This is a genomic window from Nonomuraea sp. NPDC049141 (assembly GCF_040648415.1).
Lineage (GTDB): Bacteria > Actinomycetota > Actinomycetes > Streptosporangiales > Streptosporangiaceae > Nonomuraea.
On the sequence record NZ_JBEZDR010000003.1, the window covers coordinates 277,442 to 292,278 of the forward strand.

The window sequence follows — 14,837 nt, forward strand, 5'->3', positions numbered from 1 at the left end:
GGAACCCATGCCTGCCCTGGAACACCGGACCGCCCTGGTCACCGGTGGCGCGAGCGGCATCGGCCGCGCGATCGCCGAGGCGTACCTCCGCGAGGGCGCCGAGGTCGTACTCGCCGACCTGTCCCCCGAGCGCGCGGCCACCGTCATGGGCGCGGCCGGGCATGTCACCGTGGACGTCAGCGATCCCGGCTCCGTCGCCGCGGCCGTCTCCACCGTGATGGACCGCTTCGGCCGGATCGACGTCCTGGTCAACTCCGCCGGCATCCTCACCGAGGCGCCGCTGGTGGAGATGGACCCGCGGGTGTGGTCGGAGACGATCGCGGTCGACCTCACCGGGGTCTTCCTCTGCTGCCGGTACGTCGTGCCGCACATGGTCTCGCGGCGTTGGGGGCGGGTGGTCAACATCGCCTCCCAGCTCGGCATCAAGGGCGGCCGCTCGCTCAGCCACTACGCGGCGGCCAAGGCCGGGGTGATCGGGCTCACCAAGTCGCTCGCGCTCGAGGTCGCCGAGCACAACGTACTGGTGAACGCGATCGCGCCCGGCCCGGTCGAGACCCCGATGGTCGCCGGGATCACCGACGAGTGGAAGGCCGCCAAGCGCGCGGAGCTGCCTTTGGGCCGCTTCGGCCGCCCGGAGGAGATCGCACCCACGGCGGTCCTGCTCGCCAGCGACCCCGGCGGCAACCTCTACGTCGGCCAGACCCTCGGCCCCAACTCGGGCGACGTCATGCCGTAATGGAGGACCGGCGGATTGCGGCCCTGTGGATTGCGGCCCGGGGCCTCGCGGGCTGAACGAGGAGAAGGGACGGCTGATGTGCGGCGCGAGCGGGCCGAGGGGGAACGGCTGATGTGCGGCGCGTGCGGTGAGCGCGGCGACGTCGACTGGGCGCGTCCCTGGGTCGCCGGGCCGGCCGCCCGCGCGGCGGTGGCCCGCGCGGTGACCCGGGTGCGACCGTCGCCCGGGCTGCGGGTCTCACCCTCCACCGGCGGCTGGCTCGTCGCCCGGCCCACCGGGGGCACCGTGGTCTGTGCCACGCTCGGCGAGCTGGTCGGGGCAGTATGCTCCGCGTCGTCCGGCGCGATCGCCCCGCTCGACCCGGCGCGCCCCTCAGGGCGGCTGCCGGTCCCGGCGCCCGATGGCCGTGCAGAAATCGTCCTGTGCGTCGACCCCCTCGCGCCCGCGCAGGCCGCCCTCGGTGAGGGGGCCGAGGTGGTGGTGGCGGACGAGGCGGCGGCGCTGGCCGTGCTCGCCGAACTCGCCACGCCGCTGTGGGTCCGACGGCTCTACCTGGCACGGATCGAGGGCGTGAACGCGCCGTGGGGCCGCCCCGTGGACCCCCAGCTCGTACCGTCGCCCGAATCCGCCGCCGACGCCGTGGTCAGGCTCGAATGGGAGCGCCAGGCGGGACGGTTCGACGACACGGCGTTCGCCCTGAGCTGCCCGCTCGACGACGTGGCGCTGCTCGACGTGGAGATCCGCGCCGGCCACGTCGTCCGCGCACGCACCGTACGAGATCACCGGTTCAGCAACGTGCTGAGCCGAGGCGCGTAGGTGGCGTGGAAGACCAGGGAGGCGGCCCCGATCGCGGCGGCGTCGACGGCGATGGGGGAGAGCTCGACCTGGACCGTGTGCAGGCGGCGGGCCAGCGGCCGGGTGGCCACGGCCGCGGCCACCACCTGGTGGTAGACGCGAGCGACCTCGCGCATGGCGGGCCCGCCCAGCACCACCAGGTCGATGTCGAGCATGTTGACGATGCTCACGGCGGCGTCGGCGAGCCGGGCCGCGACCTGGCCGATGACCGCACCGGCCAGGGGATCGCCGGCCGCGGCCGCCGCGCAGATCGCCGCGTGGTCGAGCCCTTCGGCGGTCAGCGTGCTCTCGGCGCCCCCGGCCAGGCGCGCCCGTACGGTCTCCTCGATCGCGCTCGGGCAGCAGACCGCCTCGACGCAGCCGCGGTTGCCGCAGTAGCAGTCAGGACCCTCGGGAGCCACCGTGATGTGGCCGAACTCGCCGGCGTTGAGGGAACGGCCGCGGTAGATCTGGTTGTCCAGGAACAGCCCGCCACCGATGCCGGTCCCCAGATACAGGTAGGCGAAGCTCGGCGTGGCACGGGCCACACCGGCCCAGCGCTCGCCGATCGCCGCCGCCGTGGCGTCGTTGTCGGCGGTCACCGGGAAGCCGGCGTACTCCTCCAGCAGGCCTTTGATGGGCACGTGATCCCATCCGGTCAGGCGGGGCGGGACGTTGATGATGCCGTCGGCGTCGAGCGGGCCGGGGCAGGCCAGGCCGATGCCCAGCACCTTGTGGTCGGGCACGTCCGCCTCGCGCAGCATCCTGCGGGCCGTGCGGGCCATCTGGCGGATGACCGCGTCGGGCGCCGGACCGGGGCGTACGGCGGCGTGGAGCTTGGCGACCGGCTGTCCCGCGAGGTCGGCCAGCACGTACGAGATCTCGCCCGGATCGAAGTGGATGCCGACGGCGTATCCGGCGGTGGGATCCACCCGCAGGATCGTGCGCGGCTTGCCGCCCCGGGACGGGAGCGAGCCGTCCTCGATGACGAGACCTTCCTCGAGGAGCCGGCGCACGATGACGGAGACGGTCTGCGCGGTGAGCCCGGCCCGCCCGGCGATCTGGACACGGCTGATGCCGTCCGAAACCTGGATCGCCTCCAGCACGACCGCACGATTAAAGTGTCCCACTTTAGGGAGATTTGTCCCCATTTGCATGTATGGCTCCCGGTGTCTTCGGGGCTTCCATCGTTGACTTAATAAATCAAAAAGATTTACCGTCTCGTCAACCCAGTTAACGCGTTCGGGGATCGGCGAGATAGGAGTCCGATGAGACGAGCGATGGTGGCCTCGATCCTGACAGTCGCGGTAGCAACTACAGCGTGTGGTGCGGACACGCAGGACAAGAGCAGCAGCGGGGCCAAGGAGATCGAGGTCCTCTACCGGGTGGAACCCTCCTGGCCGCACCTGGAGAAGATGCTCAAACAGGCCAAGACGCAGTTCGAGGCCGCGCACAAGGGCGTGACGATCAAGCTGACCGCGGTCCAGGGCACCAACGAGGTGTACTACACCAAACTCGCCCTGCTGAACCGCTCGGCCGAATCGGCTCCGGACGTGTATCTCCACGACACGTTCCAGGTCAACGCCGACGTCGCCGCCGGCAAGCTCGCCCCGCTCGACGACTATCTGAAGACCTGGCCCGACTGGGCCGCCCAGTACCCCGACTCGGTCAAGCAGGCCGCCAAGGGCCCCGACGACAAGATCTACGGCGTCCCGATCAGCACCGACACCCGAGGGCTCTGGTACAGCAAGGACATCTTCGCCAAGGCCGGCATCCAGACGCCGTGGGAGCCCAAGACCTGGGCGGACGTGCTGACCGCGGCCCGCGCCATCAAGCAGAAGGTCCCCGGAGTCGTCCCCTTCAGCATGTACTCCACCAAGCCGCACGGCGAGGCCGCCACCATGCAGGGCTTCGAGATGCTGCTCTACGGCACCCCCGGCGGCACCCTCTACGACGACACCCAGAAGAAGTGGGTGGCCGCCGGCAAGGGCTTCACCGACTCGCTCGGCTTCATCAACACGATCTACCGCGAGAACCTCGGCCCCAAGCAGGCCGACGCGTTCAACCCCAAGCTGGGGGAGAAGATCGGGCAGGACTGGTTCCCCAACGGCAAGCTCGGCATCGACCTCGACGGAGCCTGGATGGCGGCCGCCTGGAAGCCGACCAGCACCAAACCGTGGCCGCAGTGGACCGAGAAGATGGGCTGGACCCCCATGCCGACCCAGAACGGCGAGGCACCCGGCGCGGTCAGCATGTCGGGCGGCTGGGTCATGGCGATGAGCTCGTACGCCAAGGACAAGAAGGACGCGTGGGACTTCATCTCCACGGCGACCAACAAGGAGAACACGCTGCTGTACTCCGTCGGCACGGGCGACCTCGCCCCCCGCAAGGACGTGGCCGCCGACCCGAAGTACTCCGCTGACAACCCGAGCGTGAAGTTCTGGTCCGACCTGGCCTCGGTCACCCACTACCGCCCGGCGTACGAGGTCTACCCGAAGGTCTCGGCCGAGGTGCAGAAGGTCATGGAGGCGATGACGACCGGCTCCAAGGCGCCGGACGCGGCGGCCAAGGACTACGCCGACGCGCTGCCCGGCGTCGTCGGCGGCCCCGACAAGGTGATCTCCGGCTCATGACCGTCACGTCCGTGACACCGCCACGGCTGGCCGGCTCCCCCGGGAAGGGGGAGCCGCGCCGGCGGGCCCGGCGCACGCTGCGCTGGCTGCTGCCGCTCGGGCCGGCCCTGATACTGTTCGTGATCTTCATGGTCGGGCCCATCCTGTGGAGCGTCTACATCGCCTTCACCAACGAGACGCTGACCGGCGCCGCGTCGGTGAACTCGCGGTTCATCGGGGTGGACAACTTCGTCAAGATGTTCGGCGACGAGGACTTCCGCAACTCGCTCCTGCTGACCTTCGTCTTCGTGATCGGCTCGGCCGTCATCGGGCAGAACACCCTCGGCCTGATCATCGCGCTGCTCCAGCGGGGACGGGGAAGGGTGGTCAGGAGCGTGGTCAACGGTGTCGTCATCGCGGCCTGGGTGGTGCCCGAGGTGGTCGCGGCGGCGTGCTGGTACTCGTTCCTGGCCGAGGAGGGCACGCTCAACGAGGCGCTCGGCGCCCTCGGCCTTTCCCAGGACTGGCTGTTCACCGCGCCGATGATCGCGATCATCCTGGCCAACGTGTGGCGCGGCACCGCGTTCTCCATGCTCGTCTACTCGGCCGCGCTCTCGGACGTACCGGGAGAGCTGCTGGAGGCGGCGGCGGTGGACGGGGCGAGCACCTGGCGGCGGCTGGTGCACATCACCCTGCCGCTGATCCGCCGCTCGATCCTGTCGAACCTCATGCTGATCACGCTGCAGACCCTGGCCAGCTTCGGCCTGATCTACGCCCTCACCGGCGGCGGCCCGGGCACGGCCAGCCAGACCACCCCGCTCTACATGTACGAGCAGGCGTTCCGCTACTTCGAGATCGGCTACGGCAGCGCGATGGCCCTGGTGATGCTCGCCATCGGCGCGGCGTTCTCCCTCGTGTACCTGCGATTGATCAAGGTGGACACCTGATGACGCGCCTGGCCGCCCGTGGCGCGGCACTCGTCTCGCTCGCGGTGATCGCGCTGGCCTTCCTCGGCCCGTTCCTGTGGGTGATCCTCGCCTCGCTGCAACCCGACGCCAACCTCGCCGCGCAGCCGACCTTCCAGTTCTCGCTCAAGAACTTCAGCGCGGTGCTCACCTGGGAGACCGTCTACCACCCGATCATCAACTCGATCCTCATCTCCGGCAGCACCGCGATCCTCACCGTGATCGTCGCCGGGCTCGCGGCCTACCCGCTCTCCCGTTACACCCTGCGTTTCAAACGGCATTTCATGCTGACGCTGTTGTTCACCACGGGCCTGCCGGTCACGGCGATCATGGTGCCGGTCTACTCGATGTTCTTCCGGTTCAACCTGTACGGGTCGGTGCCGGCCATGGTGCTGTTCCTGGCCGCCAGTTCGCTGCCGTTCTCCATCTGGATGATGAAGAACTTCATGGACGGCGTGCCGGTGAGCCTGGAGGAGTCCGCCTGGGTCGACGGGGCCGGCTGGGTGCAGTCGCTGCTGAGGATCGTCGGGCCGTTGATGGCGCCCGGGGTGGCCGTCGTCGCCATCTTCGTCTTCGTCGGCCAGTGGGGGAACTTCTTCGCCCCGTTCGTCCTGCTCGACACGCCGGAGAAACAGCCGGCGGCGGTGACCATCTACACCTTCTTCTCGCAGTACGGGCAGGTCGCCTACGGTGAGCTGGCCGCCTTCTCGATCATCTACACGGCCCCGGCCGTGGTCCTCTACGTCGCCGTGAACAAGTACCTCGCCGGTTCCTTCAGTTTCGCCGGATCAGTGAAAGGCTGAGCGCCGCTCCCAGTACGCGGAGACGACCCCGGTGTGCAGCGGGAACGCCAGTTCCCGCGGCCCGTCTATGACCAGCCACTCCATGGTCTCTGCCGTCGGCACGACCGGCGGCAGGGCGGCCGAGATGGTCCGTGGCGCCAGGCCGAAGACCAGCAGGGTGCCGTCAGGAGCGCTGTGCACGTCGAACAGCCGGACCCGGTCCGCCTCGACGCCGACGCCCGTCTCCTCGTACAGCTCCCTGGCGGCGGCCTGCTGCCAGCTCTCGCCCACGTCGATGAACCCGCCGGGCAGGGCGAGCTCGCCCCGGTGCGGCTCGATGCCACGGCGGACCACCAGCAGGCCGTCGTCCACCGGCAGCAGCAGCACCGCGACCGGCAGCGGGTTGAGGTAGGCGGTGTTGCCGCAGCCGGCGCAGGTGCGCGGCCAGGACTGGTCCGGGGGGTACGCCGTGCCGCAGAAGGAGCAGTGCGAGTTCCTGATCGCCATGGGTTTGAGACTAGCGATGCCGGTTGATGGATTTGACGACGAGCTTGGCCGTCCGATCGGCGGTGGCGAATCCCGGTTGCCGGCCCGTGTGGTAGATGATCACCCAGACGTTCGACACGCGGAACGAGATCTGGGTCCGGTAGATCGTCCCCACGATGGATTCGCCCCGGGTGTAGCTGAACGCCTCGTCGCCGACGGCCGGGCCCTTGCGGACCTTGGTCCCCGGGTTGCGCTTCGGTTCCTCCTTCATGGTCTTGACCGTGTACTGCTGGGAGATGCGCGCGGCCGAGACATCCGCCAGGCGGTTCGCCGTGACGCTCACGAACGCGCCGTTGTCGGGCCTGGTCCACATGCAGGCGGAAGCGGTCTGAAACTGGCGCTTCACCGTACCGCCGAGCAGCGAGCGCGCCTGGGCGTTGGTCAGCAGGCCGCATGCCTCGAAGTCACGCGCGAACAGCGCCCGGGCGGACCCCGTCGAGCCGGACGTCGGGGCCGGGGTGGAGGTGTCGCCGAGCGACTCGCTGAACGTGAACGTGGTGTTGAGGTTCGGCAGGACCCGCACCAAGACCACCACCCCTGCGGCCAGGGCCAGCACGACCGCCAGCCCGGCGCCCAGGAGGATGAGGGGCAGACGGCTGCGCCTGGGCACAGGGGTGGCCTGGGTCCGCTCGCGGTGCAGGGCCGGGTCGGTGCTGGGGGCGCCCTGGGCGATGCCGTTCAGCCAGTCGGCCGCCTGGTTGGGGGCGCAGCGCCGTACCGGATCCTTCTCCAGGATCGCGGCGAGCACGGGGCCGAGCGGGCCGGCCAGCCGGGCGGGGGCGGGCTCCTGCATCAGGACGGCCGCCATCACGGCGGCCGGGTTGGGGCGGGCGAACGGCGGGCCGCCCTCCACCGCCGTGAACAGCGTGGCGCCGAGCGACCACAGGTCGGAGAGGGGGCCGTCCGGCTCGCCGCGCAGGCGCTCGGGGGCGATGTAGCCGGGCGAGCCGGTGAGCAGGCCGGTCTGGGTGAGCGCGACGTCTCCGGCGACGGTCGCGATCCCGAAGTCGGTCAGCAGCACCCGCCCGTCATCGGTGAGCATGACGTTGGCCGGTTTGACGTCCCGGTGCAGGATGCCCGACGCGTGCGCGGCACCGAGCGCGTCGAGCATCTGGAGACCGATCCAGGCCACCTGGCGCGGGGGCAGCGGGCCGTCGTCGCGCACGACCCGGTCGAGGGAACGGCCCTGGACCAGCTCCATGACGATCCACGGCCGGCCGCCGTCGAGGACGACGTCGTGCACGGTGACGATCGACGGGTGGGAACGCAGCCGCGCCGCGGCCCGGGCCTCGCGCAGCGTGCGTTCGGCCAGGGCGGTCCGGGACGCCTCGTCGAGATCCGGTGGCAGCCGGACCTCCTTGATGGCCACCTCTTGCCGCAGCAGCTCGTCCACCGCCCGCCAGACGATGCCCATGCCACCCTGGCCGAGTGGAGACAGCAGCCGGTAGCGATCCGCGAGCAGCGTCACCGGACCGCCACGTCCTGACGTGTTCTCGGTCCCGGGGTCGCCCACTGCTTCCTCCGATATCGGGGCTTATACGGACAGGAGCGATATTAGGGGTCGATGGTGCCGCGTGGGCGCTAACTGCGGCGCTGCCGCCCTCAAAGGGCCTCCGCTTCGCTCCGGGCGTTCTTTCTCCCACCCCTTACCCGATTCGGTGGCCGGCCGTCTGATGCCCACCCGCCCACAACGGCCCTCCGCTTCGCTCCGGACGTTCTTCCAGGCGGGCTGACGCCCGCCCCCCTGAAGGACCTCGCTGCGCTCGGACCGCCTTCCAAGAACGCTCCGCCCGGTCGGCTGGTTGGAGCAGACCGCCCTCGGCGGCAACTGATCCGAACCTAACTTCGTCGGTCCAAACGGAAACGACCTCTCCCCGAAACCGAGGAGAGGCTGAGTCATGCAGGAGGCACAAACGTACCCCCCAGTTCCGGAGTGGTTCCTAAGCGGGCAAGCTCCAGTTCGGCCCACGAGGATCTCCGAGCCAGACCCGTTGGCCGTCTCCGGTGACGGTGAGCCCGAACCCGGTTTGGTCCGGGCGTCCGGCGTTTTGCCAGGTGTCGATCGCATCCTCAACGGCATCCCAGAGCAGTAGCGGGCCGTGCTGGCGTACCTGCCAGCCATCGTCGTTGGGAGTGAGCGATGCGGCCGAGCCAGAGACGACGTCGATGAGGTGCGTGGTGTCATCGATGGTGATCATCTGGGCGTTGGGAATGGCGCACTGCGCGAGAAACCGTAGATGGAACGCCTCTTCGCTCGCAGCGTTGATCAGTTGAGGGCTATGTCGAGCCGTCCGCCCCCGTTCAGTGAGGGCGTTTCCCCAGTGTGCGGGATTGCCGAAGGCGGGGGCGGCGTGCGCGCGGGCGGACATGAAGGAGACAGTCCCTGGAAGGAGCACCCCTTCTGCGCTCCCAGCGTCCGACACAGTCAGCAGAGCGCGGGCGTAGCCGTAGAGCCACCCGCTCAGCGTGAGCAGGATCTTGCCGCCAAGGCGTGTCTGCGCGATCAGGGCGGGTGGGACGCTGCGGAAGGAGCAGGCGGCCACGATGCGATCGTAGGGAGCGCAAGGCCAATAGCCGTACAGGCCGTCCGCGACGGCCAGATCGGGGACGTGGCCCAGGCTGTACAGCGTTGCGGCGGCCTGGTTGAGCCGGTGAGAGTCCACCTCGATGGAGGTCACCGCGTCCGAGCCGAGACGTTCGCACGCCAGGGCGGTGGAGTATCCAGTACCGGTGCCGATTTCCAGCACTCTGTGTCCCTGCGCAAGGTCGGCGTCCTCCCACATGCGCACGACGAGGGACGGCAGGGTGGAGGAGGAGGTTGGAGCGCCGCCGTATCGCTCGGCGGGGTGTTGCCAGTCGGGTTCTTCTCCGTCGAATTGGGTGATGAGAGTGATGTCGGAGTAGGCGGCGGCCAACCACCTGTCATAGTCGCGCTCGGCGGTGACCGGCTGCCAGATGGTCAGCCCCTCCTGGGTACGCTCATCGGCATCCAGATAGAAGCCCGGCACGAACCGGTGCCGGGGCACGGTCTCCACTGCTTTCCGCCACGCCGGATCCGCGAGCTGGCCTTCCTCGGCGAGGAGCTGCGCCAGATGTGCGCGCAGGCGTGTGGCGTCGGCTTCAAGCCTTTTGGACGCCGTCACAGCGCGCTTCCCTTCTGCAGGATGTCGGCGAATGCGTCGGTGATCTCGGGCGCATCGGGCAGCCACCCCCACTGGCCGTTCGGGTTGCATTCGACCCAAATCCAGTGCTCGGGTACGTCCCCGTTGCCGGTAAGGGCGAAATCGAAGCAGCCGAATACCAGTTCAAATGAAGCGAGATAGCTGCCCAAGGCTGCCGCGATCGGGTCGGGGATCTCGATCGGAGTATGCGTCAGCTTCTCCCAGTCGCCTCGCCGCCAGTCGAGAACGCCGTCCGAGGTTTCGATTCTGCTTGCGAACAGACGGCTACCGACGACGGTCACTCGCGCGTCCGCGACCTTGGGGACTTCAGCCTGAAACAGGTGCGCTGTCACCGAAAGCGTTTCGTCGAAGGCGTCGGGATTCACGCGCTGCGTCCAGATCGCTCCGGCCCGACCGTCCTTTGATGAAGGCAGACCACGAAAGGTCTTGTAGATGATCGGCTCGTGCTTAGTGGCGAACCTGCGAGCAGCATCGATGTCGTTGGTGACCAGAGTGGGCGGGATGTTCAGACCTAGTTGGGCGGCCACGTGGAGTTGCGCGGGCTTGAAATCAGCGCGGGTGATCGCCGACGGGTGATTGACGTAAGCAGCGTTGGCCAGGTTGGCCAGGAGGCCGCCGAGTCCGTGTCGGGCCTCAGCCATGGCGAAGTCGCACTCCTGCTGAGGCAGGTGATCGAATCGCCAGGGGCTGGGGCGCCGGTAGTAGACCGCCGATATCTCCGTCAACTCAACCTCGCGGCTCGCAGTGCGTAGCCGACCACTCCACGCGTGTGCGTCTGCACTGATTCGTGCGTCGAAGGTCAAGCCGGGTCCGATGTCGGCGGGGTCCACTCGCACGACCTTCACCCCGCGCTCGTTCAGCGCAGAGATGACCCAGTCTGCGGTGACGTCCTCCAATGCGGTGATGACCAGAACGGTAGAGGACATGCTGGTCAGTCTGACTTGTAGTCGGTGTTGGTGTCGTCCTGCGTTTGCGGTTGCGGGTCCTTACCGTCGCCGCCACCCGACATCGAGGGGGTGCCTACCGTCTTGTTGGTGCCGTGCTTGGCCAACTCCACCACCCGGCCCTCGGCGTCGAAGTAGCGCGCGATCTGGGTCGAGGAGTCCAGAGCTACCGTCGCGTACTGCGGAAGACCTACCGGAAGCCGGTCAGTGACGAGTTGTAGGGCCCATGGTGTAGCCGTCATTGGAGTCATGAGTGCAGGCATCCCTTCTTTGCGCGATCTGGTCTAACGGCAGGCGTTGCTCGGTTGATCTGCCCGCGCGATTCACCATCTGGCGAATGCTCCAGCAGCCATTGGTGCAGCGACTCCTTCCGTTGCGCCTTGACGGGGCATTGCAGCGCCGTCAACAAATCCTAGCGTCCAACGGCGAGGCCGTCGTGCATTCTCTTCTTCCTATTAGGCGACATCTCTTGAGGATAATATTTTGGGCGCACCACTTTATCCTCTGCGACATGGCGCGCCCATTTTAATAGGGACATAGCAGGCATAGATGTTTCTGTCTATTTGCTATCGATGAACAACTTTACGCGGCTCACCCAATATTGCCCAATTATGCACCGCGGGCAAGACTGCCGGCCTCCTTCCGACCGCTTCCGCATGGCAGGTACGACGACGCGGGTGCTTAACTCTGTTGTCGAGGTTTCATGGGGAGCTGGCGGCGGGAGGAAGGACACTCCGGTGTCGCCCCGCCCGATGGCCTTCCAGTCATCTCGCGCACCCCATAAGCAGAGCGCTCCATGTGGCATTTGCCACATGGAAGGACGAGCGATCACTCTCATGAATGACGGCCTTCCCGTTCCGGAGCGCCGCCCGGCGAACGAACCGCAACCCGCCGAGCGCGATCAGTTCGTAAAAAACCTCATCGCACTCGCAGGTCCACTGCATAACCCGGCCGTCCAGCTCGCCCCCGCGTGGAGGGTTCCATGCCAACTGGTCGCAGTGCGACTGCACGGCCGATACATGCGGTGTCGTGCAATGAGGGGGAAACCACCATTGACTGATCACCCAACGCATCCCCCCACCTGACGCCCGCTGTGCGCGGCCCCGATCGTCACATCTTTCCCAGCGCAGGCAGGCACGGCCTGACCCGTGAACGTCTCCGCCCAGACCGCGCGCTGCCCCGCCCCCAACAAGCGCACACCCCACCTGAGCGAGACCCGCTCGACCAGCCACAAACCCCGCCCGTGACACTCGTCACCGCCGGACAGCCGCGATCGAGGAACCGTGACCGCCCCGTCATCGGTCACCTCAACGCGAACGATCTCGACATCAACAGCGACTACCTCCACCGTCACCACCCCACCATTCAGCCCCGAAGCGGTGTGGATCAGCGCATTGGTGATCAACTCGCTGACGATCAGCCGCGCATCCTCCACGACCTGATGCCCTGCCGCCGCCAACATCTCCCCGACGCAGTGACGAGCCACCGCCACCGAATACGCCACCCCCCGCAACACGACTTCACCAAGAAACCGCTCGCTCACCGCGCCACCTCCCAGACTCGCGTAGCCGCATCCACGATGATCAGTCCATCCGGTGCCCCACATCGGGTGTGCAGGACGACGTTGGCCGCCAACTCCGTCAGAACGAGGCGTATTTCGTCCAGATGCCGGTTTTCTGCCACATTCAAGGCGAGTTCGATATATCTCCGGGTAAGAGGCGCCGAAGACTCGACCCCGAGCAGGACCAGTTCGGCGAGGAAGGTCTCCCTTGCTGTGCCGCACGCGCCGAAAATGGTGCTTACCTCTAGGGCCGAGCCGTACGTGTTCATGGCTGCCTTTCCAGTCGAGTGGGCGCGTCACTCACTGTGACGGTCGGTTGCGCGACCCATTCACGTCGCGACACCGTCACTTTCCGACGTTTGACGACGTAACCCGGCCTCGGCCTGGCGCTTCTGCTTGTGATGGGCATTACTAGTGGCTGAGGAACAATCGTCAGCGGGAGGCGCGGGATGGCTCATGCGACACTGCTCGCCCATTTGGTCGCTCAGCGCCATTGGGCAGCGGACGACGCTCTAGCCGAATTCCTCGCAACCGCCGAGCGCTTCGGCAGCAACTACGTCCCGAGCCAGCGTCAATGGGAACGTTGGTGCGCAGGACAGGTCAAGCGTGAGCCGCGCCCCCTATGTCGTCGAGTACTAGAAACGATGTTCGGCTATCCGGTAGCGGAGCTGTTCGCCCCTCCGCCAATCGTGGCGTCAGTGAACCCTTGGTCTCCCCATAGCTACTCAAATGGGAAATCCCGGACACGCGGCCAGATGGCTTCGGAATCTGGTGGGATGCGTATTTACGAGGAGATAACAGAAGTGGCCGATGATTCTGCCCGTTTCGCTCGCCGTTTTCGACAGGTTGACGAACGCGTCCTTGATCAGCTTGACGATGATGTCCGTCAGCTGGCGATCGAGTACCTCATCCGTCCGCCGTACTTCGCGTTCCGCCGCATCGCGGACCTGCGGACGGAAGTCTTTTCGATCCTTGACGAGCGTCATCCTCTTGATCAGGAGCGGCGGCTGTACCGTGCCGCCGGTCAGCTATGTGGTCTTCTGGCGCACGCCAGTGCGGACCTCGGCCACCCGCATGAGGCCGAAACGCACGCCCGGACGGCGCTGGTGTGCGCGGAACTCACAGACGACAACCCACTACGCGCCTACGTCCGGTGGGTGCAATCAAACGTCGCCTACTGGAGTGGGGACTACCGGCGTGCTGCTGAGATAGCCAACACCGGTCGTGCTCACGCCACATCCGGCACGGCGATGCTCAGGCTGACGAGCCAAGAGGCCAGGGCTCTGGCAGCGGTTCGAGACCTCCACGAGTTCCCCAACGCCATCGCTGCTGCCCGCGATGCGCGCGATCAACTGTCGACTGCTGACGAACCTGGGGTGTTCCAGTTCAGTCGCGGCAAAGCCGCCTATTATGCGAGCGAGGCGTATTGCGCCATGGGGGAGGCCGACGACCTTCGCGAGGCGACGCGGCAAGCACAACAGGCGATCCAGTTCCTGACAGCCGACCCATCTGAATCGGGGGCAGAGCTGCTTGCCGCCGCGCGCATAGACCTGGCGGCGGCTCATCTCGCGTCAGGGGAAGTTGACGGGTTCGCTGATGCGCTGGATCCGGTGCTCAGCATTGCGCCGGAGCATCGTACAGTCCCGGTCGTACAACGAATCCGGCGCATCAGTGGCGAACTTGCCCCACATGCACACGGCAGGCTCGCTCTGGAGCTAAGAGAGCGCATTGATCTATTCACCGCCCATCGTGCCGTTTCTCCGAGCCAACCAGCGCTCCCTGAGTGAAGTCACGGAGTAGGAGACCTTTGATGGCTATCCAGGTATCGGTATGCGGGCCACGTGACTGCACCGACGATGACCGTCGCAATGCCCGCGAGTTGGGCCGCATGCTGGCCGAACATGGAGCGGTAGTGATCTGCGGCGGATACACAGGTGTCATGGCGGCAGTCGCCGCAGGCGCGAACGCCGCAGGCGGAACGGTTGTGGGCATCCTCTCCCGCGCTGACCGAGAGAACATCAACCCTGACCTGACCATCGTCATTCCTACAGGGATCGGCGAAGCTCGAAACAACGTGATCGTCAACTCGGGTGACGCCGTGATTGTGGTCGGCGGCTCGTGGGGGACGCTTTCCGAACTGGCCCTTGCCATGAGGAGAGGACGAAGCCCCGTCGTCCAGCTCGGAGGGTGGCGCATTCAAGATCGCCATGGGCGACCGATTCCAGGTATCCATCACGCCGATAACCCTCAACACGCGATAGAGCTGACAGGTCTATGGCGGTAGATCAAGCAATGCCGCGAAGTTAAGGATCTTCGGGGTTCTTCAAGGGGCTGAGGGTGTGATCGTCGGCACAGCGCGCCGGGGCCGGGCATGGGACGAGACCTCTGCTATGCCGGGGTGGTCCGTCCAAAGATCCGTCCCGGAGCCGAGGTCTCGTTGCTGCCCGAGTCTGCCAGGTCGGTAGTTGTCGGGGTTGTGCGGAGGGTCCAGGTCGCCGGCGGTGTTTTCGCGCCGGGGCATCTGGGCGAGTTGACGCAGGTGGTGCCGTTCGAGCTGGTCGATGCCGTACTGGAGGAGACCGGGACGACCGAGCGGCGGCTGCGGTCGCTGCCATCGCGGGACGCTCTACCTGAGGGGATGTCCGAGGCTCACAAGAAGCTCGTCCAGCAAGCCT

Annotated in this window: 15 protein-coding genes and 1 pseudogene; 8 read left to right on the forward strand and 8 right to left on the reverse strand. The window is 67.1% G+C overall.

The features are described 5' to 3' along the window. Positions 1-7: 7 nt before the first annotated feature. Both AB0B91_RS09910 and AB0B91_RS09915 read left to right on the forward strand, forming a co-directional pair. On the forward strand, positions 8-736 hold the full coding sequence (locus AB0B91_RS09910; RefSeq protein ID WP_358317899.1) for an SDR family NAD(P)-dependent oxidoreductase: 729 nt from the start codon (positions 8-10) through the stop codon (positions 734-736). A 78-nt stretch (positions 737-814) separates the two neighbouring features. Further along, entirely contained in the window at positions 815-1,552 is a 738-nt protein-coding gene (locus AB0B91_RS09915) for a hypothetical protein (RefSeq protein ID WP_358317900.1), read from the forward strand. Here AB0B91_RS09915 and AB0B91_RS09920 read toward each other — a convergent pair. Further along, positions 1,516-2,676 (reverse strand): ROK family transcriptional regulator, encoded by a 1,161-nt coding sequence (locus tag AB0B91_RS09920; RefSeq protein WP_358317901.1) that lies wholly within the window; start codon positions 2,674-2,676, stop codon positions 1,516-1,518. The genes AB0B91_RS09915 and AB0B91_RS09920 overlap by 37 nt on opposite strands. Before the next feature lie 162 nt (positions 2,677-2,838). Here AB0B91_RS09920 and AB0B91_RS09925 point away from each other — a divergent pair, with 162 nt between their 5' ends. From AB0B91_RS09925 to AB0B91_RS09935, 3 genes are read left to right on the forward strand one after another with little or no spacing between them, the layout of a single operon-like run. Beyond that, positions 2,839-4,203, forward strand: a complete 1,365-nt coding sequence (locus AB0B91_RS09925) for an extracellular solute-binding protein (RefSeq protein ID WP_358317902.1) — start codon at positions 2,839-2,841, stop codon at positions 4,201-4,203. Next, complete coding sequence (locus AB0B91_RS09930) at positions 4,200-5,129, forward strand: sugar ABC transporter permease (RefSeq protein ID WP_358317903.1); 930 nt, start codon at positions 4,200-4,202, stop codon at positions 5,127-5,129. Before AB0B91_RS09925 ends, AB0B91_RS09930 begins: the two co-directional genes overlap by 4 nt. Continuing rightward, positions 5,129-5,950 carry a carbohydrate ABC transporter permease gene (locus AB0B91_RS09935; RefSeq protein WP_358016250.1) on the forward strand — a complete coding sequence of 274 codons (822 nt, stop codon included), beginning with the start codon at positions 5,129-5,131 and terminating at the stop codon, positions 5,948-5,950. The genes AB0B91_RS09930 and AB0B91_RS09935 overlap by 1 nt, the downstream gene beginning before the upstream one ends. Here AB0B91_RS09935 and AB0B91_RS09940 read toward each other — a convergent pair. The 7 genes from AB0B91_RS09940 to AB0B91_RS09970 all read right to left on the reverse strand — a co-directional run bounded on the left by AB0B91_RS09940 (position 5,936) and on the right by AB0B91_RS09970 (position 12,431). Further along, positions 5,936-6,436 carry an NUDIX domain-containing protein gene (locus AB0B91_RS09940; RefSeq protein WP_358317904.1) on the reverse strand — a complete coding sequence of 167 codons (501 nt, stop codon included), beginning with the start codon at positions 6,434-6,436 and terminating at the stop codon, positions 5,936-5,938. The two genes, AB0B91_RS09935 and AB0B91_RS09940, sit on opposite strands and share 15 nt — an antisense overlap. Positions 6,437-6,446: 10 nt before the next feature. Continuing rightward, positions 6,447-7,988, reverse strand: a complete 1,542-nt coding sequence (locus AB0B91_RS09945) for a serine/threonine-protein kinase (RefSeq protein WP_358317905.1) — start codon at positions 7,986-7,988, stop codon at positions 6,447-6,449. Between the two features lie 427 nt (positions 7,989-8,415). Further along, positions 8,416-9,618, reverse strand: a complete 1,203-nt coding sequence (gene tgmC, locus AB0B91_RS09950; protein WP_358317906.1) for an ATP-grasp peptide maturase system methyltransferase — start codon at positions 9,616-9,618, stop codon at positions 8,416-8,418. Then, complete coding sequence (tgmB, locus tag AB0B91_RS09955; protein WP_358317907.1) at positions 9,615-10,583, reverse strand: ATP-grasp ribosomal peptide maturase; 969 nt, start codon at positions 10,581-10,583, stop codon at positions 9,615-9,617. Before tgmB ends, tgmC begins: the two co-directional genes overlap by 4 nt. Before the next feature lie 5 nt (positions 10,584-10,588). Then, the gene (locus AB0B91_RS09960; RefSeq protein WP_358317908.1) at positions 10,589-10,843 is read right to left on the reverse strand and encodes a putative ATP-grasp-modified RiPP; all 255 of its coding nucleotides are present in this window, start codon (positions 10,841-10,843) and stop codon (positions 10,589-10,591) included. Positions 10,844-11,661: 818 nt separating this feature from the next. Continuing rightward, the gene (locus tag AB0B91_RS09965) at positions 11,662-12,144 is read right to left on the reverse strand and encodes an ATP-binding protein (protein WP_358317909.1); all 483 of its coding nucleotides are present in this window, start codon (positions 12,142-12,144) and stop codon (positions 11,662-11,664) included. Next, on the reverse strand, positions 12,141-12,431 hold the full coding sequence (locus tag AB0B91_RS09970; protein WP_358317910.1) for a hypothetical protein: 291 nt from the start codon (positions 12,429-12,431) through the stop codon (positions 12,141-12,143). Before AB0B91_RS09970 ends, AB0B91_RS09965 begins: the two co-directional genes overlap by 4 nt. Before the next feature lie 507 nt (positions 12,432-12,938). On the opposite strand from AB0B91_RS09970, the gene AB0B91_RS09975 reads away from it, so the two are divergent. The 3 genes and pseudogenes from AB0B91_RS09975 to AB0B91_RS09985 all read left to right on the forward strand — a co-directional run. After that, complete coding sequence (locus tag AB0B91_RS09975; protein ID WP_358317911.1) at positions 12,939-13,949, forward strand: hypothetical protein; 1,011 nt, start codon at positions 12,939-12,941, stop codon at positions 13,947-13,949. Positions 13,950-13,972: 23 nt separating this feature from the next. Beyond that, the gene (locus AB0B91_RS09980) at positions 13,973-14,446 is read left to right on the forward strand and encodes a TIGR00725 family protein (RefSeq protein WP_358317912.1); all 474 of its coding nucleotides are present in this window, start codon (positions 13,973-13,975) and stop codon (positions 14,444-14,446) included. A 192-nt stretch (positions 14,447-14,638) separates the two neighbouring features. Further along, positions 14,639-14,782: pseudogene (locus tag AB0B91_RS09985) on the forward strand (transposase domain-containing protein); the annotation flags it as partial. Positions 14,783-14,837: the final 55 nt, after the last annotated feature.

Excerpts from the sequence above, each read along its gene's own strand:
- AB0B91_RS09970 (WP_358317910.1), bottom strand. The coding sequence starts at position 12,431 with ATGAACACGTACGGCTCGGCCCTAGAGGTAAGCACCATTTTCGGCGCG.
- AB0B91_RS09935 (WP_358016250.1), top strand. The coding sequence starts at position 5,129 with ATGACGCGCCTGGCCGCCCGTGGCGCGGCACTCGTCTCGCTCGCGGTG.
- AB0B91_RS09910 (WP_358317899.1), top strand. The coding sequence starts at position 8 with ATGCCTGCCCTGGAACACCGGACCGCCCTGGTCACCGGTGGCGCGAGC.
- AB0B91_RS09940 (WP_358317904.1), bottom strand. The coding sequence starts at position 6,436 with ATGGCGATCAGGAACTCGCACTGCTCCTTCTGCGGCACGGCGTACCCC.
- AB0B91_RS09930 (WP_358317903.1), top strand. The coding sequence starts at position 4,200 with ATGACCGTCACGTCCGTGACACCGCCACGGCTGGCCGGCTCCCCCGGG.
- AB0B91_RS09925 (WP_358317902.1), top strand. The coding sequence starts at position 2,839 with ATGAGACGAGCGATGGTGGCCTCGATCCTGACAGTCGCGGTAGCAACT.
- tgmB (WP_358317907.1), bottom strand. The coding sequence starts at position 10,583 with ATGTCCTCTACCGTTCTGGTCATCACCGCATTGGAGGACGTCACCGCA.
- AB0B91_RS09980 (WP_358317912.1), top strand. The coding sequence starts at position 13,973 with ATGGCTATCCAGGTATCGGTATGCGGGCCACGTGACTGCACCGACGAT.
- AB0B91_RS09975 (WP_358317911.1), top strand. The coding sequence starts at position 12,939 with ATGCGTATTTACGAGGAGATAACAGAAGTGGCCGATGATTCTGCCCGT.
- AB0B91_RS09960 (WP_358317908.1), bottom strand. The coding sequence starts at position 10,843 with ATGACGGCTACACCATGGGCCCTACAACTCGTCACTGACCGGCTTCCG.